Source organism: Pseudobacillus badius (assembly GCF_002189605.1).
GTDB lineage: Bacteria > Bacillota > Bacilli > Bacillales > Domibacillaceae > Pseudobacillus > Pseudobacillus badius.
Genome location: NZ_MWMM01000006.1, coordinates 1 through 20,563 on the forward strand (window position 1 = coordinate 1; position 20,563 = coordinate 20,563).

Below are 20,563 nucleotides of genomic sequence, written 5' to 3' on the forward strand. Positions count from 1 at the left end.
CGGAAGCAAGCTTCCGTCAAGTCCGCTCGACTTGCATGTATTAGGCACGCCGCCAGCGTTCGTCCTGAGCCAGGATCAAACTCTCCAAAAAGATGTTTGACTTGCTCATGTTTTAAAAATAAGAATTAACTTACTGGCATGTTTTTGTTCAGTTTTCAATGTTCAATTTGTGCGTCGCGATCAAGCGACTTTTATAATATATCACCTTTATTTCTATTGGTCAACACATTTAAGGATTTTTTTATAAATTATTTAGTATATGCTATTCCAGCAATAAAGATTCATAAAAAACAGGCACCTGAACACGCAGCACATATTGTAAGCGGTTCTGAAAAATTAGCCGTCATCCTTCAGAGCCGCTATGAAAGGGTCAAAGAATGGATTCGATGTAAAGATCCCTTCTCTTTTCAAGATCCACAATCGTTTCATCCTTCTGCAGCTGCAAGAGCGGTCTGGTCGGATGCTGCTGTTTAACAAACAGAATCGTCGCCTTCTGCCCGTCTGATAACTGAACAACCGTCCCAGAAGGAAGTTTGGTGAATACGTTCGTTAATGCTTTAACAGCTTCTAAATCAAACTGCCCGAAAAAATCCTGCCTGAACATTTCGAGCACCTTAAATAAGAGGTGTCTTCTTCTGTATGGACGATCCGTCGTCATGGCATGAAAAGCATCGGCTAATGCAACAATCCGGGAAATTAGCAGGAGCTGGTCTGCTTTGACACCCTTGGCATATCCTGAACCATCAAGCCTTTCATGGTGTTGGAATATGGCTAATTTTGTCTCCGGCTTTAAAAGATTTATATCCTTTACCATCTTATAGCTGAAGAAAGGGTGGTTATTGACTTCTTTTCTTTCTGCAGATGTGAGGGAGCTTTCTTTTAATAAAATGCGCGGGTTCACTCTCGCCATGCCGCAATCCGCCAATACACCTGAGAGAGCTGATTGAACGACCGTTCCCTTCTCGCAATTTAATTGCATAGCAATCATGCCGCTTATTAAACCGGTGGCAATGGAATGATGAGAAATATAGTCGCTCGGATCTGAATAGTTAGATATTTCCAAAAATACTTCCGGCTGGCCTATTGCCTGGTCAAGCAGCGGGACAATCATTTCACGAACTTTAACAATATCTATGCTGCCCCCGGCCTGCCATTTTTGAAACTCTTTCTTATGGTTTTCCACGCTTTGCAGGTACTGCTGAAAAAAGTCTGCAGGCTCACTTGAAGACACAACTGCCTGCTTCACTGGTTTTTCCTTCAATTCTTTGTCCTTTGGCTTCTTTTCCGCCGAAACTCCTCCGGCCACCTCTACTCCGCCGACTAAAAAAGCTTTAAGCATGTGAATATGCAAGCTGGTTAACTCTGTGTCCTTGGCCATAAGGGGCATCTGTGTTTTTCCAAACACATCTTCAAGCAGTATGTCCCCCTCTTTCAAATCCTCTATCTGTACATACATCCTTCTTTTCCCCCAGGTTTTTTTACTTACATTCTAGCAAATAATGGGTGGATTAGAAATAAGAAAAAGCCGACTTTGTCGGCTTTTTCTGTTTTATTCGTGGGCTTCTATAACTTCTTCCTCAGAAGCGGAATCATCTAACTCTTCTTCCTCTTCTTTTGCGATCTTCGTTACAGTAGCCACCGTTTCTTCATCATGGAGACGGATTAATTTAACTCCTTGCGTATTTCTGCCGGTGATAGAGATGTCATTTACATCCATTCTAATAAGAACGCCGCCAACAGTAATCAGCATAAGATCCTCTTCCCCGCTCACTGTTTTAATAGCGACAAGCGGACCGTTTTTGCTTGTTATATTGCACGTTTTCAATCCTTTTCCGCCTCTTGTCTGAATGCGGTAATCTTGTTCAGGCGTACGTTTACCATAGCCGTTTTCGGTTACGATCAGCACGTAATCATTTTCATGAAGCAGCTCCATGCCGACAACACAGTCACCAGGAGACAACCGGATGCCTTTGACACCAGTCGATACCCGTCCCATCTGCCGGACATTTCCCTCTTCAAAACGGATCATCATGCCATCGCGTGTTCCAATGACGATATGCTTGTGCCCGTCAGTCAGCCGTACAGAGATTAATTCATCATCCTCTTTTAAATTAAGAGCACGCAACCCGTTTGTCCGGATATTAGCAAAGTCCTTCAGCTGTGTACGTTTGACAATTCCCGATTTTGTCGCAAAGAACAAGAAAGCATCCGCATCAAATTGCTCGACACGAATCATGGCATTAACCCATTCGCCTTTTTCCACTTCTAATAAGTTGATTAACGGGATGCCTTTGGCCGTCCGGCTGAATTCAGGGATTTGATAGCCTTTCAGACGATATACCTTCCCTTTATTCGTGAAAAAGAGAATCGTATCATGGGTAGATGTTGTCAGCAAATGCTCAACGAAGTCATCTTCGTTTGTCCCCATGCCTTGCACACCGCGTCCTCCCCGTTTTTGACTACGGTAAGTGGAGGCAGGCAAGCGCTTCACATAACCATTATGTGTTAACGTCAGAACGATTTGCTCGCGAGGAATCAAATCTTCATCCATGATATCTTCCACGCCGGCATCCATAATTTCCGTACGGCGGGCATCATTGAATTTCTCTTTGATTTCCAGCAGCTCTTCACGAATAATTTCGAGGATTTTTTCATCATCAGCCAAAATAGCTTTTAGTTCAGCAATGAGTTGAACTAAATTTTGATACTCATCCTCGATTTTTTCTCGCTCCAAACCGGTCAGGCGCTGCAGGCGCATATCAAGGATAGCTTGTGCTTGCTTCTCTGATAAGGAAAATTGCTCCATGAGCCCTTGTTTCGCAATTTCTGTTGTTTGGGAGCTGCGAATTAAGCTGATAATCTCATCAATGTGATCAAGCGCAATTCTTAACCCTTCTAAAATATGCGCTCTCGCCTGTGCCTTTCTCAATTCAAATTCTGTCCGGCGGCGAATAATCACCCGCTGATGCTCTAAATAGTAATGAAGACATTCTTTAATGCTTAACACCCGCGGCTGGCCGTCTACAAGCGCCAGTAAATTAATTCCGAAGCTTGTTTGCATCGCCGTATGCTTGTACAAATTGTTCAGAAGCACGCTTGCATTGGCATCACGGCGGATTTCCATAACGATCCGCATTCCGTTGCGGTCTGATTCATCCCGCAAATCAGTGATGCCGTCAATGCGTTTGTCACGTACCAGCTCTGCAATTTTTTCAATGAGGCGCGCTTTATTTACCTGGTAGGGCAATTCATTCACGATAATGGTTTCTTTGCCGTTTGCGCGTTGTTCGATATCCACTTTCGCTCGGATGGTTAAAGAGCCTTTCCCGGTTTCATAGGCGCGGCGAATCCCGCTTCTTCCCATGATCATGCCGCCGGTCGGAAAATCAGGACCTGGAATATACTCCATGATTTCAAGTATGGACATTTCCTCATTTTTGCTGAAGGCAATCAATCCATCAATCACTTCGCCAAGCTGGTGAGGAGGGATATTGGTCGCCATGCCGACCGCAATGCCTGACGTCCCGTTTACAAGCAAGTTAGGGAAACGGGACGGAAGCACCGCCGGCTCTCTTTCTGAACCATCATAGTTATCCTTGTAATCAATCGTATCTTTCGTAATATCACGCAACAGTTCCATGGATATTTTGGACATGCGCGCTTCTGTATAACGCATAGCCGCAGCCGCATCCCCGTCGATTGAACCGAAGTTTCCATGGCCGTCTACAAGCATATAACGGTAATTGAAATCCTGCGCCATCCGCACCATCGTTTCATAGACAGCTGAATCACCGTGCGGGTGATATTTACCAATGACTTCACCGACGATACGGGCAGATTTTTTATAAGCTTTATCAGAAGTCATGCCTAAGTCATTCATCGCGTAAAGAATCCGGCGGTGAACTGGCTTTAAGCCATCTCTGACGTCCGGGAGCGCACGGGCAACGATTACGCTCATTGCATAATCCAGAAACGATGAGCGCATTTCCTGGCTAATGTTAATTTCTGTTACTCTTGATTGAGGCGTTTCAGCCATGTAAAAGAACCTCCTTTAACGAACTTTTGGATGTATGAACGTGAAGAACAGAAATATGGACGGTTGCAGAAAAAGACAGACAGGATAGACAAAGATCTATCCTGCTCGTTCCTTTTGCAAACCGCTCGTGTTCAACTTATATATCTAAGTTTTTAACATAAAGGGCATTTTCTTCAATGAATTGCCGGCGCGGTTCTACGCGGTCGCCCATTAATATTTCAAACGTTTCATCTGCTTCAATCGCATCTTCTAGGCTGACCTGGAGCAGCGTTCTCGTATCCGGGTTCATTGTTGTATCCCACAGCTGCTCTGCATTCATCTCTCCAAGACCTTTATAGCGCTGCAAGCCCGGCTTTGAGTTTTCAGGAAGGGTTGCAAGCACTTCATCCAGCTGACGATCATTGTACACGTACTCAACCCGTTTTCCATGCGTCACTTTATAAAGCGGCGGCTGAGCGATATACACATATCCTGCTTCAATCAGCTGGCGCATATAGCGGAAGAGGAATGTAAGCAGCAAGGTCCGGATATGTGCTCCGTCTACATCGGCATCAGTCATGATGACAAGCTTATGATAACGGGCTTTCGAAATATCAAACTCATCGCCAATCCCTGTGCCAAGGGCGGTAATGATCATGCGAATCTCGTTGTTTGACAAGATTTTATCCAGACGGGCTTTTTCCACGTTAATAATTTTTCCGCGAAGCGGGAGAATCGCTTGGAAGTGGCGGTCGCGTCCTTGCTTGGCTGATCCGCCGGCTGAATCTCCCTCCACCACATACAACTCACTGATTTCCGGGTCACGGGATGAACAATCGGCCAGCTTTCCTGGAAGGCTAGATACTTCCAAGGCGCTCTTTCTGCGTGTCAATTCCCGTGCTTTCTTTGCTGCCATCCGGGCGCGGGCCGCCATCAAGCCTTTTTCAACGATCTTGCGGGCAACCGCCGGATTTTCCAGCAAAAAGGTTTCAAAATGAGAAGAGAAAACGGCATCTGTTACAGTACGGGCTTCAGAGTTTCCAAGCTTTGTCTTCGTCTGGCCTTCAAACTGGGGATCAGGGTGCTTGATTGAAATAATGGCTGTTAGCCCTTCACGCACATCTTCACCCGATAAATTCGTCTCTGCTTCTTTTACTAAACCGTTTTTGCGTGCATAATCGTTAATCACGCGCGTTAAGGCTGTTTTAAATCCGGATTCATGGGTTCCGCCTTCATACGTATTGATGTTATTGGCAAAAGAATACACATTGCTGGCAAATCCTTCATTGTACTGCAACGCGATTTCGGCAGCGATGCCGTCCTTTGTGCCTTCTACATAGATCGGTTCGCTGTGAACCACTTCTTTTGTCCGGTTTAAATGCTCAACGTAAGACTTGATGCCGCCCTCGTAATAGTATTCATTTGTCTTTCCTTCTTCCCGGCGGTCTTCAATAATAATTCGAATGCCGCGGTTGAGGAAGGCAAGCTCACGCAAGCGGTTCGCCAGCGTATCATATTCATAGACAGTCGTTTCTGTAAAAATCTCCGCATCCGGTTTAAAGTGGATAGTCGTGCCTGTATAGTCTGTATCGCCGACCACTTTCAGTTCTTCCTGCGGCACCCCGCGTTTGTAAGACTGATAATAAATCTGGTTGTCACGATGAACGAACACTTCAAGCTTTTCTGACAGCGCATTGACAACGGAGGCTCCTACGCCGTGAAGGCCGCCTGACACTTTATAGCCGCCTCCCCCGAATTTTCCCCCTGCATGAAGAACGGTCAAGATGACTTCCACCGCCGGCCGGCCTGTTTGCTCCTGAATGCCGACTGGAATTCCGCGGCCGTTATCTTTCACGGTAATGCTGTTGTCTTCCTCAATGATTACGCGGATTTTATCGCAGTATCCTGCCAGTGCTTCGTCAATGCTATTATCAACAATTTCCCAGACGAGATGGTGAAGACCTTTTCCACTCGTTGAACCAATATACATTCCCGGCCGCTTACGAACGGCTTCCAGTCCCTCCAGCACTTGGATCTGATTCTCATCATAAGAAGGCTGGTTCGCTGTATTAGGTTGTTCCATAGTCAAATCCGTTCACCTGCTCTTTCTTTGAAAAGCCGGCTGATATGCTGTTACCGCCAGACTTTTGAAAATAATTTTCATATATTCGTTTTTCCATGTATAAGATAAAGAGAATAAAGGCTTGTTTCCCGGTTATAATAACAGTCAAGCTTTGTCTATTTCATTTGCGAGATCGTTCCGCTTTCCACTTTGAACGTAGAAGCTTCCTTCAGCGTTTGATGGTTAATTCCTTCTATGCTCGTCGTCGTGACAAATGTTTGTACCCTTCCCTGTATCGTATTTAACAAATGGGATTGGCGATAATCATCCAGTTCCGACAACACATCATCAAGCAAAAGAATCGGATATTCCTTGATTTCGGAATGAATCAATTCGATTTCCGCCAGCTTGACAGATAAAGCGGTTGTCCGCTGCTGGCCTTGAGAGCCGAATGTTTGTACATTTTTTCCATTGACTTGAAAGATGAGATCATCACGGTGCGGGCCGAACAAAGTGACACCCCGCTCAATTTCTTTTCTTTGCTGGGTGTGAAACTTCTCTTCAAACATATGAATCATTTTAGACGGATCGTCTTCCTCTGATACATTAATAGACGGGTCATATAAAATGTTTAATGTTTCGCCTCCACGCGAAATGCCTGAATGGATTGCCTGGGCCCAGTTCTGCAGCAGCTGGATAAAATCAAATCTTTTTCTGACAATCTTTACAGCCAGCTGAATGAGCTGATCTGTAAAAACATCCAGCATCGTGACATCACTCACTTTTTTGCTTTGCAGCTGCTTTAAATAGCGGTTGCGCTGCTGCAGCACTTTATAATACTGGCTGATGTCATGAAGATAAACAGGAGAGACTTGGCCAATCTCCATATCGATGAACCGCCTTCTTACCTGCGGGTTGCCCTTTACAAGGTGAAGATCCTCAGGGGCAAACATCACAACATTCATATTCCCGATATATTGGCTTAAACGCTGCTGCTCCAAGTGATTGCATTTTGCTTTCTTGCCCTTCTTCGAAATGATTAATTCCATTGGGACGGAGCCTTGAGCTTTTTGGACTCTTCCTTTTATTTTAGCATACTCCGTTTCCCAGCGAATCAAATCTTTATCGTTGGAGGTTCGGTGAGACTTTGCCATAGCCAGCACAAAGATTGATTCAATGACATTTGTTTTCCCCTGAGCATTTTCCCCAAGGAACACATTCACCTTGTTTTCCAATTCAATATTTAACGAGGCATAATTCCGGTAATTTTCCAAAGACAATTCGGTTATGTGCATATACAAAACATCCTTTTGTGTTATAAACCAACAATTTCAAAACTGCCAGTCCCTGGAATCTCCACCCGGTCACCTGCACGCAGTTTCCTTCCTCTCCGCTGGTCAAGTTCTCCATTGACATACACTTCATGCTCACTCAGGAACCATTTGGCCATTCCTCCTGTTTGGATGATATCAGCAAGCTTTAAAAATTGGCCTAAAGGAATATATTCCGTTTCAATCGTTACTTTTTTCTCCATTTATCTTCACTGCTTTCGAATGAATTCTCTAATACTTTATTTTACTAAATTTTTAACTTTAACACAAAGAAGAAACAAGAGAAAGAAGGCTGCCCATTTCATGAAACAGCCTTTTCCTTCTCAGTTTTCCATATTATTCACTTTATGCAGGCAATTAATACGTTCTCACCGGCAAAATAAGCTGCAAAATCGAATCATCATTTTCAGGGCGAATAACGAACGGACGCATCGCTCCAGTAAATTGAATATTAATTTCTGTTCCTTCGAGCACCTTTAGAGCATCCATCATATATTTAGCACTAAAAGAGATTTTGATTTCTTCCCCTTCAATTTCACGGCTTCGCACTTGTTCCGTAACTTTTCCAATTTCCGGAGAATTAGAAGAAATCTCGATGAGGTTCTCGTCAATCATTGACAGCTTCACGACGTTGTTGCGTCCTTCTCTTGCCAGCAAGGAAGCCCTGTCGATCGCTTGTAAAAACTCTTTCGTGTTAAGCTCCAATTTTGTTTTGCTATCTGTAGGAATCAAGCGGCTCGTATCCGGATAATTTCCTTCTAGCAAACGGGAGTAAAAGAGCAAATGTTTAGCCCGGAACAGCACTTGATTGTCTGTAATGACAATTTCGACCGGTTCCTGCGAATCATCCAGAATTTTGCTGAGCTCATTTAAACTCTTGCCTGGAATGACCACATTGTATTCAGCATTGAAGTCCGTTTCTACTGCCGCTTTTCTCCAGGCAAGACGGTGGCTGTCCGTTGCAATGCAAACGAGCTGGCCCTCTTCTATCTTCCAGTTGACACCTGTCAAGATCGGTCGTGTTTCTGAGGCGGACACTGCAAATACCGTCTGTCTGATTAAAGCTTTTAACAAATCTGTCGGCAGCTTAAAGACTTCCCCTTCTTCAATTTGAGGAAGATGAGGATATTCATCCGGGTCCAGCCCGTTCAAGCTGAATTCTGCCTGGCCGGAGCGAATCACTGTTTGGAAAGAAGAGATCACTTCGATTTCAGCTTTTTCAGAAGGCAATTTCTTCACAATTTCGTTGAAAAAGCGGGCATTAAGTACAATCGAGCCTGTTTGTTGAATGTCGACGAGCACCTTGCCTTCTTCTTCTTGCGGAATAAACGATTCAATGGAAATATCAGAATCGCTTCCTGTCAGTTTAATTCCTTCTTCTGTAGCATCAATCTTAATCCCAGTTAGAATAGGGATCGTTGTTCTGGAGCTGATGGCTTTTAATACGTCTTGCACACTTTGAGCAAAGCGGTCCTTTTGAATTGAAAACTTCATTTTCTTCCCCTTCCATTATTCAAGAATAATTTTTATAGCTGCTGCATATAATAATAATTTTATATTTAAAAAAATAGTAGTAATAGTAATAGGGCTTGTGAATATGTGGATAACCCGAAAAACAAAAGTAAGAACAGTCTATCCACATGTGGACAGACTGTTTGTAACCTATGAAAAGTTATGCACACTATTAAGAATGTAAAATGCTTTGTATTTCTTTTACTTTTGATTGCAGCTGATTATCCGTATCCAGCAGCTTTGAAATTTTTTCATGCGCGTGGATCACGGTCGTGTGGTCCCTTCCGCCAAATTCCTCTCCGATTTTCGGAAGCGAAAAGTCAGTCAGCTCGCGCGATAAATACATGGCGATTTGCCTTGGGAAAGCGATGGATTTTGTTCGTTTTTTCGCTTTAAAATCCTCCAGCTTAACGTTGTATTGTTCACCGACAACCCGTTGGATGTCCTGAATAGTAATGACCTTCGGCTTCGAGCTTGGAATAATGTCCTTCAGCGCCTCCGCTGCCAGATCCGCATTAATATCTTTATTGATCAGCGAAGAATACGCGACGACTCGAATCAAGGCGCCTTCTAGTTCCCGAATATTCGTATCGATTTGATTCGCAATGTAGAGCATGACCTCATTAGGAATATCGAGGTTGTCGGCCTTTGCTTTTTTGCGCAAAATAGCGATTCTTGTTTCTAAATCCGGCGGCGTGATATCCGTGATCAGTCCCCATTCAAAACGGGAACGCAGACGGTCCTCCAGCGTTGGAATTTCCTTTGGAGGACGGTCGCTGGAAATAATAATTTGCTTGCTTTCTTCATGAAGCGTGTTGAATGTGTGGAAAAATTCTTCCTGAGTCGATTCTTTTCCCGCCAGAAATTGAATATCATCTATTAGCAGGATGTCGACGTTGCGGTAGCGGTTCCGAAATTCGACTGCTTTGTTATCCCTGATCGAGTTAATAAACTCATTAGTGAATTTTTCCGACGATAAATAAACAACTTTGGCATTTGGGTTATGCTCAAGTACATAATGGCCAATCGCATGCATTAAGTGGGTTTTGCCCAGCCCCACTCCCCCATAGATAAAGAGCGGGTTATAGGCCTTTGCCGGCGCTTCCGCAACGGCTAGCGAAGCGGCGTGGGCAAAACGGTTGCCGGAGCCGATAACGAACGTGTCGAATGTGTACTTCGGATTCAGCATGCTTTGCGGAAAATCGTGCATTTCCTCTTTTTTCTTTGGTTTGTTAGGCATCGGCATGTCATATTCTTGGGACGCTTGATTTTCGGGAATAATAAATTTAACCGACAATTGTTCGCCGGTAATTTCGCCGAGCACTCCCGAAATCAGCTGGGAATAGTGTCCTTCAAGCCAGTCTCTTGCAAAGTCGTTTGGAGCGGCAATCGTAATAGAATCGCCGTGCAGCGAATGCGCTTTTGTAGACTTCAGCCATGTATCAAAACTGGGCTTGCTGATTTTTTTCTCTATGTTTTCCAGCGCTTTGTTCCAGAGATCATCGATATTTTCCATAAGGCCCCCTCCTCCTAAAGATTTCTTTGTTATATAACAGTGGTTTGTTCGGATTTATATTTATGCAATTGTTTGAGTGCGGTTAAATAATGTAAAATAAAAGAAAAATAGTTTTTCGACATCATTAACAACTTGTGGACATTTTTATACAAAGTGGTTGAATAACTTATCAACACTTTATTCACACTTGTGGATAAGTTGAGTGCTGGAAATACTTATTCAGAGTGAAAACAAAGTAATGATAGCAGAAAAAGTGCTTTCATGCAATGCTCTATAAAATTTATCCACAACACTGACATCCTGTGCAGAAAAACTTTTCCACAGGGGGCGTATTTGTGTAAAAGTTGTCAGTAACCACTGTGAATAAGAAAAGAAGCTGTCGAAATTTATCCACAGGCATTTGAGAGGAATGGGGAAGAAAGGCGGATAAGCTCATTCTTTCTCGAGATCCCTGTACATAGGGAAGAAAATTGGAGAAAATGCATGAAACAGCATCTGTCTTCCAGGCGAAGATGGATTTTTTTGCTTTTTGTTTAGGTATTGACAGGAAAAGAGATCATCTTTATAATCAAAAAGACTGTCTTTAACGTTAAATTTTCCATTCCTCAGGGAGGTGTTTAATAATGAAAAGAACTTATCAACCAAATAAGCGTAAAAGAAGCAAAGTTCATGGGTTCCGTAGCCGTATGAGCTCTAAAAACGGACGTCGCGTGCTAGCTCGCCGTCGTGCTAAAGGAAGAAAAGTATTATCTGCATAAACCACTGAAAAATCTCAGTGGTCTTTTTTTTAGATAGGCGATGCTGAAGTGCCGCTTTGATTGCAGGCTCATTTGAATGAAACGAACAGAAAACGAAGCGCTAAATGAATGCTCCTGGTCTTTTCTTTTCGTTTCATTCACTTTTGGCGTTTGCTGAAAGCGTGCGCAAAAGCTATTTGCTGCACGAATGGGTCATACAGAAGGAAAATCAGCGTCATTGTTGCAAAGCCCTTCAAAACTGGCGAAGAAAAGGTGATTGACTAATGAGAAAAACATTCCGCATAAAAAAAGACAGTGAGTTCCAATCCGTTTTCAAAAGCGGAAAGTCTTTTGCCAATCGTCAATTCGTGGTGTATATGTATCAAAATGAATTAAATGTCCCTTTTCGGATCGGGTTGTCTGTCAGCAAAAAGATTGGCAATGCGGTTACACGCAACCGGATTAAGCGTCATGTCCGGCAAAGCTTTACAGAGTTAAAAGAGGATATTGTGCCAGGCCATGATTTTATTGTGATTGCCCGCAAGCCGGCAGCGGATATGAACGGCAGTGAAATAAAGAAAAGCCTCATTCACGTGCTGAAGCGGGCAAGAGCATTCAACAAAAGAATATCCAGACAAGATTAGAACACATATTAAAGAAGCTTCTTTGCATAAGCCGATCAAACAATGAAAGATGCATGATTGATCAATAGAGCTTTGGAAAAGAGCCGCCGCAAAGGATTGACAGGGGGGAATAAGAGTTTGAATAGGAAGATGATCACTCTCATCCTTTTAGCAGTGACTACGATGCTGCTTGCCGGCTGTACAGAGGTCAATCAAGAGATTACGCCGGAAAGTAAAGGATTTTGGAATGAATTTGTCGTATATCCGCTTTCAGTGGTGATCATGAAGACAGCCGAGGCAGTAGGCAGTTACGGCTGGGCGATTATAATTGTTACTATCATCATTCGGCTGATTATTCTGCCGTTAATGATCAAACAAACGAAAAACACGAAAGCAATGCAGCTTGTACAGCCGGAAATGCAAAAGATTAAGGAAAAGTACAAGTCAAAAGATGCGGTGACACAGCAAAAAATGCAGCAGGAAACAATGGCGCTTCTTCAGAAGCATGGGGTCAACCCGCTCGCGGGCTGTTTTCCGCTGATTGTGCAAATGCCGATCATTTTTGGGTTTTATCAAGCGATTATGCGAACAGAAGCGATCAAACAAGATACATTCTTATGGTTTGATCTCGGTTCGCCGGACCCGTTCTTCATTCTTCCGCTAGTAGCGGGAGTAACTACTTTTGTCCAGCAGAAAATCATGATGGCTGGAGCGATGAGCCAAAACCCGCAAATGGCGATGATGCTTTGGCTCATGCCGATTATGATTATCGTCTTTGCCGTAAACTTGCCGGCTGCTTTATCTTTATATTGGGTAGTAGGGAATGTTTTCATGATCGTGCAAACGTTGATCATTAACCGTCCAGAGACGGGCAAGACCACTTCAGTTAATGACTAGGAGGGGCATGGATGAAAGAGGTTACAGTTGTCGGCCAAACTGTTGAAGAAGCTCTTCAATCCGCTTTAAAGCAGCTTCAGGCAACAGAAGAACAAGTAGAAATTGACATTTTGGATGAAGGAAAAAAAGGAATTCTCGGTCTGTTCGGCCGGCGTCCGGCTTCGCTGAAAGTCCGGATGAAGGCAGATCCGATCAGAGAGGCAAAATCCTATATTTTGTCTATTGCCGCCCATTTAGGTGTACATCCGGATATCCAGGTGAAAAGGCAAGGAAAGAAAGTCTTCTTTTCGCTTTCCGGCGAAAAAATTGCCTTGTTAATTGGCAAAAGAGGACAAACATTAAACGCTTTGCAGCAGCTCACCCAGCTTGTCATTAACCGCCATTCAAACGATTTCATTCAGTTTCAACTAGATGCCGGAGATTATCGCAAAAAAAGAGAAGAAACTCTGACTGCTTTAGCAAAGCGGATGGCTGAAAAAGTGGAAACAGCAGGAAAAACGATCCGTTTGGAGCCTTTGCCTGCTGCGGAAAGAAAGATCATCCACGCTGCCTTGGCTGGAAATCGCCGCATTGATACATTTTCAGAAGGCACAGAACCGAAACGCTATGTAGTCATCGCTCCTAAAAGCAAATAAAGGCCTTCCCGGAACATTCTTTTCTTTTACTAGAAAAAGAAGAACCGGGAAGCCTTTTTTATTGCCGCGGCTAATGATCAGACTGTGGATAAGCTTTTGCTTTAGTCAGTCGAGCTAAGGATGGGTCTTTTTAGGGGCAAAAAAGTGTGATTTTCTTTTTAATATAACGTTTAAATAAATTAGTTTATTACTTTATTTCCCAAAAAATGAACGGGTGAAGTTATTGTTATCCACACGTGAATAAGTTAAAATAGATAAGGTTAAAAAGAAGGCTGTGGACAATCCAGCCTTCTTTTTAAATCATCTTGTTTATGTTACCCTAATGGTTTGAGAACGAAGGCGATTCTTTTTTTATAGATATCATTTTACAGAGAAGGAAGAGGTGAGAATGATGGACCTCGATACAATTGCAGCGATCTCCACCCCAATGGGGGAAGGAGCCATTGCGATCGTGCGCTTGAGCGGTGAAGAAGCGGTTACGATTGCGGATCGTGTGTTTCAAAGCCCATCGAAAAAGTCATTAATGGAAGCGGCGAGCCATACGATTCATTACGGTCATTTGGTTGATCCTAAAACGGGACAAGTAGTGGAAGAAGTAATGCTTTCACTGATGAAGGGGCCGAAAACCTTTACTCGGGAAGATGTAGTGGAGATTAACTGCCACGGCGGTCTAGTTTCCGTTAATCGTGTATTGCAGCTCGTGCTGAACGAGGGAGCCCGGCTTGCTGAGCCTGGCGAATTTACGAAACGGGCTTTTTTAAACGGCCGAATTGATTTGTCGCAAGCAGAGGCTGTGATGGATTTGATCCGGGCAAAAACAGACAAGGCGATGAATGTCGCGCTCAATCAAATGGAGGGCCGGCTCTCGCGGCTGATCCGCAAGCTGCGCCAGGAGATTCTTGAAACACTTGCCCATATAGAAGTAAATATTGACTATCCTGAATATGACGATGTCGAGGAAATGACCCATCGCGTGCTGTTAGAGAAAGCAGCCGTGGTCCGAAAAGAAATTGACAAGCTGCTGCAAACATCCCAGCAGGGCAAAATTTTGCGTGAAGGCTTATCGACAGTAATTATCGGGCGCCCGAATGTCGGCAAATCCTCTTTGCTCAATGCCCTTGTACAGGAAAACAAAGCAATCGTCACAGATATTCCAGGCACGACGCGTGATGTCATTGAAGAGTATGTGAACGTGCGGGGCGTGCCGCTCCGTCTTGTTGACACGGCCGGAATCCGCGAAACCGAGGATATCGTTGAACGCATTGGCGTAGAGCGGTCCCGCCAAGTGTTAAAAGAAGCTGATTTGATCTTGCTCGTATTAAATTATTCGGATGAATTAACAAGCGAGGATGAAAAGCTATTCGAAGCAACCGCAGGCATGGATGTGATCGTAATTGTTAATAAAACAGACTTGCCGCCAAAAATTAATATGGAGCGGGTGAAAGAGCTGGCAGAAGGAAAGCAGCTGATAACGACTTCTTTGCTCCAGGAAAAAGGCATTGATGAGCTGGAGGAAGCGATCGCTTCTTTATTTTTCTCAGGGTCGATCGAGGCGGGAGACATGACCTATGTTTCTAATTCACGCCATATTGCTCTGCTGCACCAGGCGCTGGCAGCCATTACGGATGCGATTGAAAATACGCAGTCAGGCACGCCGATTGATATCGTTCAAATTGATTTAACAAGGACATGGGAGCTATTGGGCGAGATTATTGGAGAAAGCGTCCATGATAGCTTAATTGATCAGTTATTCTCACAATTTTGTCTTGGAAAATAATCAAATAAGGAGGAGCAAACATGCTACAATATGAAGCTGGCCAATACGATGTAGTCGTTGTAGGTGCCGGACATGCTGGTGTGGAAGCGGGGCTGGCATCTGCCCGGGCAGGTGCAAAAACGCTTATGATTACCATTAATCTTGATATGATCGCTTACATGCCGTGCAATCCGTCTATTGGCGGCCCGGCTAAAGGAATTGTTGTCCGGGAAATCGATGCGCTTGGCGGTGAAATCGGCAAGAATATCGATAAAACCCATATTCAAATGCGCATGCTGAATACAGGAAAAGGCCCAGCTGTTCGCGCATTGAGAGCGCAAGCAGATAAAGTGCTCTATCAGCAGGAAATGAAGAAAACGATCGAAAATCAAGAAAACCTCACGCTGATTCAAGGAATGGTTGAAGATTTGATCGTTGAAGACGGTGAATGCCGCGGCGTTGTTACGCAAACAGGAGCGGTATATCGTGCGCAAGCTGTGATTATTACAACAGGAACGTTCTTGCGCGGAGAAATTATTATCGGCGATTTAAAGTATTCCAGCGGGCCCAATAATCAGCAGCCATCTATCCGCTTATCTGAAAGCCTGGAGAAGCTTGGATTCGATCTTGTCCGCTTTAAAACAGGGACGCCGCCGCGCGTGAACAGCCGGACGATTGATTACAGCAAAACAGAGATTCAGCCCGGCGACGAAGAGCCGCGTGCTTTCAGCTATGAAACAACAAAGTTTATTACGGATCAGCTTCCTTGCTGGTTAACTTATACGAACGAAGAAACCCACAGCATCATCAATGATAACTTGCACCGCTCTCCGATGTTTTCAGGAGTGATTAAGGGCAAAGGCCCTCGCTATTGTCCGTCTATTGAAGATAAGATCGTCCGCTTTAATGATAAGCCGCGCCATCAAATCTTCTTGGAGCCGGAGGGCCGCAATACCGAAGAAGTATACGTGCAGGGCTTGTCTTCAAGCTTGCCGGAAGACGTTCAGTATCGAATGCTCCGCACGATTCCGGGATTGGAAAAAGCTCAATTAATGCGTGCTGGTTACGCCATTGAATATGATGCCATTGTGCCGACACAGCTCTGGCCGACATTAGAAACGAAAAAAGTGAAAAACTTGTATACAGCGGGCCAAATTAATGGTACATCTGGATATGAGGAAGCTGCTGCCCAGGGAATGATGGCGGGAATTAATGCCGCTTGCCGCGTTCTTGACAAGGATGAAGTGATTTTAAGCCGTTCTGACGCGTATATTGGTGTGCTGATTGACGACCTGGTGACAAAAGGAACGAGCGAGCCATACCGCCTGCTCACTTCACGTGCAGAATACCGGCTGCTTCTGCGTCATGATAATGCGGACCTGCGTTTGACGGAAATCGGTTACCGAATCGGCTTGATTTCAGAAGAACGGTACCAGCGTTTTCTGGAGAAGAAAGCGGCTATTTCCGGGGAAATTGAGCGTTTGCAATCCATTATTATTAAACCAAATGAAGAAACGCAGGCACTCATCCGTGAAGCCGGCGGCAGCGAGTTAAAAGATGGCATTCGAGCAACGGATCTTTTAAGACGCCCGGAAATGAACTACGGACATTTGAAGCAGCTTGTGCCAGCTCCTGAAGCATTGGATGCGGAAGTAGAGGAGCAAGTGGAAATTCAAATTAAATACGAAGGATATATTGAAAAATCTCTTCAACAAGTGGAGAAGCTAAAGAAAATGGAAAATAAAAAGATACCGGAGAACATTGATTACGATGCAATCAATGGCCTTGCAACAGAAGCGCGTCATCATTTGAAAGAAGTAAGGCCGCTTTCTATCGCTCAAGCTTCCCGGATTTCAGGGGTAAACCCGGCCGACATTTCCATTTTGCTTGTTTACATCGAGCAAGGGCGCATTGCCCGCACGGCTAATTGAGTCTAGTTGAAGGGACGGTTGACAAGTGAATAAAGAACAATTTCAGCAGCAGCTGGCAGAAAAGGGGCTGCATCTTTCCCCTGAACAGCTTGAGCAATTTAACCGGTATTACCAATTGCTCGTCGAATGGAATGAAAAAATGAATTTAACAGCGATTACTGATGAAGAGGAAGTGTATTTAAAGCACTTCTACGATTCGCTGTCTGCAGCCTTTTACTTTGATTTTTCCGGCAGCCCGGCCATTTGCGATGTAGGGGCGGGAGCCGGATTTCCAAGCATTCCGCTAAAGATTGCTTTTCCGGACATTCAAGTCACGATCGTAGATTCACTGAACAAACGAATTACCTTTTTAAACCATTTGGCGAATGAGCTGCAATTGAGTAATGTCCATTTCTTCCATGACCGGGCAGAAACCTTTGGGAAATTGCCTGAGCATCGGGAGCAATATGATGTGGTAATGGCGCGTGCCGTTGCCCGCATGTCTGTGTTAAGCGAGCTGTGCCTGCCGCTTGTGAAAGTGGGCGGAGCCTTTTTGGCTATGAAGGCAGCAAGCGCGCAAGATGAATTGCAAAGCAGCCATAAAGCACTCAAGGTACTTGGCGGCCGTTTGCGGGAGGATCATTCGTTTTTGCTTCCAATGGAGGAGAGCGAGCGGACGATTATGGTGATTGATAAGATACAAGCTACACCGAAAAAGTATCCTAGAAAGCCCGGAACGCCGAATAAGTCGCCGATTGAGTAAAGATATCCACATGTGGATATCTTTACTTTTTTAAGATTAAGCAAAAAAGCGGCTCCTCGAAGAAGGAACCAGACTGTTAAAGAGAGAATAGGTATTAAAGGGAGTCCGTTAAAGGTGGTGTAGGGATCATGAAGCGTCGTTTCTCTCGTTTTTTTAACATGGGGGAAAAAACAGCAGAAGAACAGCCCAGAGAAATTGCGTTAGTAGAAGAATCAGCAGCGGAGAGAGAGGCAGTTAAACAAATCCCGGTGTCCTTAATTATGCCAAACCGCTTTCAGCCGAGAACCGTTTTTGATGATGCAAAAATAGAAGAATTGGCTAGAACTATTCATATCCACGGCATTATTCAGCCGATCGTTGTCCGGGAAACGGAGGACGGGAAATATGAGCTGATTGCCGGGGAGCGGCGCTGGCGGGCAGTGCAAACATTGAATTGGGAAACTGTCCCGGCGATTATTAATAATTTAAATGATACCGAGACTGCGTCGGTTGCGTTAATAGAAAACCTGCAAAGGGAAGAGCTGTCACCGATTGAAGAAGCGATTGCATACGGCAAGCTGCTTGAGCTGCACGGATTGACCCAGGAAGCGCTGGCTCAGCGTCTCGGAAAGGGCCAGTCGACTGTGGCCAATAAGCTGCGGCTGCTAAAGCTCCCGGCAGAGGTTCAGGAAGCGCTGGCACAAAAGCAGATTACCGAGCGGCATGCACGGGCGCTCATTCCGTTAAAAAATCCGGAAAAGCAAGTGCAGGTGATGAATGAAATTATTGAAAAGCAGTTCAACGTCAAACAAACAGAGGACCGGGTCGTTCAGCTGCTTGATACGCCGCAGCAGAAGCCGAAGTCCCGCCGCAAAGCTTTCAGCAAGGATGTCAGGATAGCTGTGAATACTATTCGTCAATCTCTGTCCATGGTGAGCGACAGCGGAATTGATTTGAAATCGCAGGAAGAAGAGTTTGACGATTTTTACCAGATTACAATTAAAATACCAAAAAAGAAATAAAGTGAGAAACCAGCCGGCGGTTTCTCGCTTTTTTGTTACATATTCGCAGATCTTCTCTATATCAGCACGAAATTTGGAGAAGGATTCTTAAAAAGTATTTTAAACCGCAGTGATAATTGCGGAGCTATTTTTGTTAAAATAGAAATACAGTAAATTATTAGGATAGAAGAAAGCAGGTGGGCCGGATGGGAAAAGTCATTGCGATAGCTAACCAAAAGGGAGGCGTAGGAAAAACAACTACGTCCGTTAATCTCGGAGCTTGTTTAGCTTCTTTAGATAAAAAAGTATTGTTGATCGACATTGATCCGCAAGGAAATGCAACGAGCGGAACAGGAATTCAAAAAGGTGACGTGGATCAATGCATGTATGATGTGTTAGTGGATGATATCGAGATCATCGATATTATTAAGCCGGCGGCGGTAGACAATTTGTTTGTGGCCCCGGCAACCATTTCTCTCGCAGGCGCGGATATTGAGCTTGTGCCGACTATCTCCAGGGAATTGCGGCTGAAACGGGCGCTGGAAAGAGTGCGCGACGATTTTGATTATATGTTAATCGATTGCCCGCCTTCCCTCGGATTGTTAACGGTCAATGCTCTGACAGCGGCCGATTCTGTGATCATCCCCGTTCAATGCGAGTATTACGCATTGGAAGGACTAAGCCAGCTGCTTAATACCGTTCGCCTTGTTCAAAAGCATTTAAATACGGAGCTGGCGATTGAAGGCGTTTTGCTGACTATGCTCGATGCCCGCACTAATTTGGGCTTGCAAGTGATTGAAGAAGTCAAAAAGTACTTTCAAGATAAGGTCTATCGAACAATCATCCCGAGAAACATCCGCTTGAGTGAAGCACCCAGCCACGGAAAACCAGTGATTTTATATGATCCCCGTTCAAAAGGAGCGGAAATGTATTTGGATTTTGCGAAGGAGGTGGCAGCGAATGGCTAAAGGATTAGGAAGAGGAATCAATGCCATTTTTAAAGATCTGGAAATAGAAAATGAAGAAACTGTCAGAGAGATCGAGCTGAAGGAGCTGCGGCCCAACCCTTACCAGCCGCGCAAAATTTTCAGCGAGGAAGCGATTGGAGAATTAACAGAGTCTATTAAGGAACATGGAATCCTCCAGCCGATTATTGCCCGCAAAAGCATTAAAGGATACGAGATTGTGGTCGGCGAAAGGCGCTACCGTGCCGCTAAAGCCGCCAAGCTTGAAAAGGTTCCTGTCGTTGTCCGCAAACTGTCTGATGAACAAATGATGGAAATGGCGCTGCTGGAAAATCTTCAGCGCGAGGATTTAACGGCTCTGGAGGAAGCAGCAGCCTATCAAACACTGATTGATAAGCTAAATCTTACCCAGGAAGAGCTGGCGGTAAAGATGGGGAAAAGCCGCTCGCATATAGCCAATCATTTGCGCTTGCTTTCTTTGCCGAATGAAATTCAGGAAATGATTACCGACGGAAGATTGACGATGGGTCACGGACGGGCGCTTCTCGGCTTAAAGAAAAAAGAAACAATGATCGGAACGGCTGAGAAAACAGTGTCAGAAGGTTTAAACGTCAGACAGCTGGAGAAATGGATTCAGAAGCTGAACGAGAATGTTTCACGTGAAACACCGGCGGCCAAAGAAACAAAGGATGTATTCATTAAAGAGCGGGAGGACGCTCTGAGAGAACAATTTGGAACATCTGTTCACATTAAACAGTCAAAAGACAAGAAAAAGGGAAAAATTGAAATTGAGTTTTTATCGGTCGAGGACTTAAACAGAATACTTGATTTATTGAACAAGAATTAATCAGGGAGCTGTCG

The 20,563-nt window shown here is 44.5% G+C and carries 17 protein-coding genes and 1 rRNA gene; 10 read left to right on the top strand and 8 right to left on the bottom strand.

Annotation, left to right across the window (positions count from 1 at the left end; genetic code table 11):
* The 8 genes from B1A98_RS11570 to dnaA all read right to left on the bottom strand — a co-directional run.
* Positions 1-91: ribosomal RNA gene (locus tag B1A98_RS11570) — 16S ribosomal RNA — on the bottom strand; the annotation flags it as partial.
* A gap of 279 nt (positions 92-370) precedes the next feature.
* Positions 371-1,456, bottom strand: a complete 1,086-nt coding sequence (locus tag B1A98_RS11575; RefSeq protein WP_063386024.1) for an HD-GYP domain-containing protein — start codon at positions 1,454-1,456, stop codon at positions 371-373.
* A gap of 93 nt (positions 1,457-1,549) precedes the next feature.
* Positions 1,550-4,036, bottom strand: coding sequence for a DNA gyrase subunit A (gene gyrA / locus B1A98_RS11580; protein WP_041095694.1), 2,487 nt, complete (start codon positions 4,034-4,036; stop codon positions 1,550-1,552).
* Positions 4,037-4,172: 136 nt separating this feature from the next.
* The gene (gene gyrB / locus B1A98_RS11585) at positions 4,173-6,098 is read right to left on the bottom strand and encodes a DNA topoisomerase (ATP-hydrolyzing) subunit B (RefSeq protein WP_041095693.1); all 1,926 of its coding nucleotides are present in this window, start codon (positions 6,096-6,098) and stop codon (positions 4,173-4,175) included.
* Positions 6,099-6,253: 155 nt separating this feature from the next.
* Positions 6,254-7,372, bottom strand: coding sequence for a DNA replication/repair protein RecF (gene recF / locus B1A98_RS11590; RefSeq protein ID WP_063386025.1), 1,119 nt, complete (start codon positions 7,370-7,372; stop codon positions 6,254-6,256).
* Between the two features lie 20 nt (positions 7,373-7,392).
* Complete coding sequence (gene yaaA / locus B1A98_RS11595) at positions 7,393-7,611, bottom strand: S4 domain-containing protein YaaA (RefSeq protein ID WP_041095689.1); 219 nt, start codon at positions 7,609-7,611, stop codon at positions 7,393-7,395.
* A 154-nt stretch (positions 7,612-7,765) separates the two neighbouring features.
* Complete coding sequence (gene dnaN, locus B1A98_RS11600) at positions 7,766-8,902, bottom strand: DNA polymerase III subunit beta (RefSeq protein WP_041095687.1); 1,137 nt, start codon at positions 8,900-8,902, stop codon at positions 7,766-7,768.
* Between the two features lie 190 nt (positions 8,903-9,092).
* Entirely contained in the window at positions 9,093-10,436 is a 1,344-nt protein-coding gene (gene dnaA / locus B1A98_RS11605) for a chromosomal replication initiator protein DnaA (protein ID WP_041095685.1), read from the bottom strand.
* Between the two features lie 623 nt (positions 10,437-11,059).
* Here dnaA and rpmH point away from each other — a divergent pair.
* From rpmH to B1A98_RS11655, 10 genes are all read left to right on the top strand, one after another.
* The gene (gene rpmH / locus B1A98_RS11610; RefSeq protein ID WP_049665949.1) at positions 11,060-11,194 is read left to right on the top strand and encodes a 50S ribosomal protein L34; all 135 of its coding nucleotides are present in this window, start codon (positions 11,060-11,062) and stop codon (positions 11,192-11,194) included.
* A 263-nt stretch (positions 11,195-11,457) separates the two neighbouring features.
* Positions 11,458-11,817, top strand: coding sequence for a ribonuclease P protein component (gene rnpA / locus B1A98_RS11615; RefSeq protein ID WP_041095683.1), 360 nt, complete (start codon positions 11,458-11,460; stop codon positions 11,815-11,817).
* 129 nt (positions 11,818-11,946) lie between these two features.
* Complete coding sequence (gene spoIIIJ / locus B1A98_RS11620; protein WP_087903761.1) at positions 11,947-12,693, top strand: YidC family membrane integrase SpoIIIJ; 747 nt, start codon at positions 11,947-11,949, stop codon at positions 12,691-12,693.
* 11 nt (positions 12,694-12,704) lie between these two features.
* A complete protein-coding gene (jag, locus tag B1A98_RS11625; RefSeq protein ID WP_041095679.1) occupies positions 12,705-13,328 on the top strand; it encodes an RNA-binding cell elongation regulator Jag/EloR in 624 nt (207 codons plus the stop codon).
* Between the two features lie 391 nt (positions 13,329-13,719).
* Complete coding sequence (gene mnmE / locus B1A98_RS11630; RefSeq protein ID WP_063386145.1) at positions 13,720-15,105, top strand: tRNA uridine-5-carboxymethylaminomethyl(34) synthesis GTPase MnmE; 1,386 nt, start codon at positions 13,720-13,722, stop codon at positions 15,103-15,105.
* 20 nt (positions 15,106-15,125) lie between these two features.
* Positions 15,126-17,015 carry a tRNA uridine-5-carboxymethylaminomethyl(34) synthesis enzyme MnmG gene (gene mnmG / locus B1A98_RS11635; protein WP_041095676.1) on the top strand — a complete coding sequence of 630 codons (1,890 nt, stop codon included), beginning with the start codon at positions 15,126-15,128 and terminating at the stop codon, positions 17,013-17,015.
* Between the two features lie 25 nt (positions 17,016-17,040).
* Positions 17,041-17,757 carry a 16S rRNA (guanine(527)-N(7))-methyltransferase RsmG gene (gene rsmG, locus B1A98_RS11640; RefSeq protein WP_041095674.1) on the top strand — a complete coding sequence of 239 codons (717 nt, stop codon included), beginning with the start codon at positions 17,041-17,043 and terminating at the stop codon, positions 17,755-17,757.
* A gap of 128 nt (positions 17,758-17,885) precedes the next feature.
* A complete protein-coding gene (gene noc, locus B1A98_RS11645; protein WP_041095672.1) occupies positions 17,886-18,758 on the top strand; it encodes a nucleoid occlusion protein in 873 nt (290 codons plus the stop codon).
* Between the two features lie 185 nt (positions 18,759-18,943).
* Complete coding sequence (locus tag B1A98_RS11650; RefSeq protein WP_063386026.1) at positions 18,944-19,705, top strand: ParA family protein; 762 nt, start codon at positions 18,944-18,946, stop codon at positions 19,703-19,705.
* A complete protein-coding gene (locus B1A98_RS11655) occupies positions 19,698-20,549 on the top strand; it encodes a ParB/RepB/Spo0J family partition protein (RefSeq protein WP_063386027.1) in 852 nt (283 codons plus the stop codon). The genes B1A98_RS11650 and B1A98_RS11655 overlap by 8 nt, the downstream gene beginning before the upstream one ends.
* Positions 20,550-20,563: the final 14 nt, after the last annotated feature.

Excerpts from the sequence above, each read along its gene's own strand:
- B1A98_RS11575 (WP_063386024.1), bottom strand. The coding sequence starts at position 1,456 with ATGTATGTACAGATAGAGGATTTGAAAGAGGGGGACATACTGCTTGAA.
- gyrA (WP_041095694.1), bottom strand. The coding sequence starts at position 4,036 with ATGGCTGAAACGCCTCAATCAAGAGTAACAGAAATTAACATTAGCCAG.
- gyrB (WP_041095693.1), bottom strand. The coding sequence starts at position 6,098 with ATGGAACAACCTAATACAGCGAACCAGCCTTCTTATGATGAGAATCAG.
- recF (WP_063386025.1), bottom strand. The coding sequence starts at position 7,372 with ATGCACATAACCGAATTGTCTTTGGAAAATTACCGGAATTATGCCTCG.
- yaaA (WP_041095689.1), bottom strand. The coding sequence starts at position 7,611 with ATGGAGAAAAAAGTAACGATTGAAACGGAATATATTCCTTTAGGCCAA.
- dnaN (WP_041095687.1), bottom strand. The coding sequence starts at position 8,902 with ATGAAGTTTTCAATTCAAAAGGACCGCTTTGCTCAAAGTGTGCAAGAC.
- dnaA (WP_041095685.1), bottom strand. The coding sequence starts at position 10,436 with ATGGAAAATATCGATGATCTCTGGAACAAAGCGCTGGAAAACATAGAG.
- rpmH (WP_049665949.1), top strand. The coding sequence starts at position 11,060 with ATGAAAAGAACTTATCAACCAAATAAGCGTAAAAGAAGCAAAGTTCAT.
- rnpA (WP_041095683.1), top strand. The coding sequence starts at position 11,458 with ATGAGAAAAACATTCCGCATAAAAAAAGACAGTGAGTTCCAATCCGTT.
- spoIIIJ (WP_087903761.1), top strand. The coding sequence starts at position 11,947 with ATGATCACTCTCATCCTTTTAGCAGTGACTACGATGCTGCTTGCCGGC.
- jag (WP_041095679.1), top strand. The coding sequence starts at position 12,705 with ATGAAAGAGGTTACAGTTGTCGGCCAAACTGTTGAAGAAGCTCTTCAA.
- mnmE (WP_063386145.1), top strand. The coding sequence starts at position 13,720 with ATGGACCTCGATACAATTGCAGCGATCTCCACCCCAATGGGGGAAGGA.
- mnmG (WP_041095676.1), top strand. The coding sequence starts at position 15,126 with ATGCTACAATATGAAGCTGGCCAATACGATGTAGTCGTTGTAGGTGCC.
- noc (WP_041095672.1), top strand. The coding sequence starts at position 17,886 with ATGAAGCGTCGTTTCTCTCGTTTTTTTAACATGGGGGAAAAAACAGCA.
- B1A98_RS11650 (WP_063386026.1), top strand. The coding sequence starts at position 18,944 with ATGGGAAAAGTCATTGCGATAGCTAACCAAAAGGGAGGCGTAGGAAAA.
- B1A98_RS11655 (WP_063386027.1), top strand. The coding sequence starts at position 19,698 with ATGGCTAAAGGATTAGGAAGAGGAATCAATGCCATTTTTAAAGATCTG.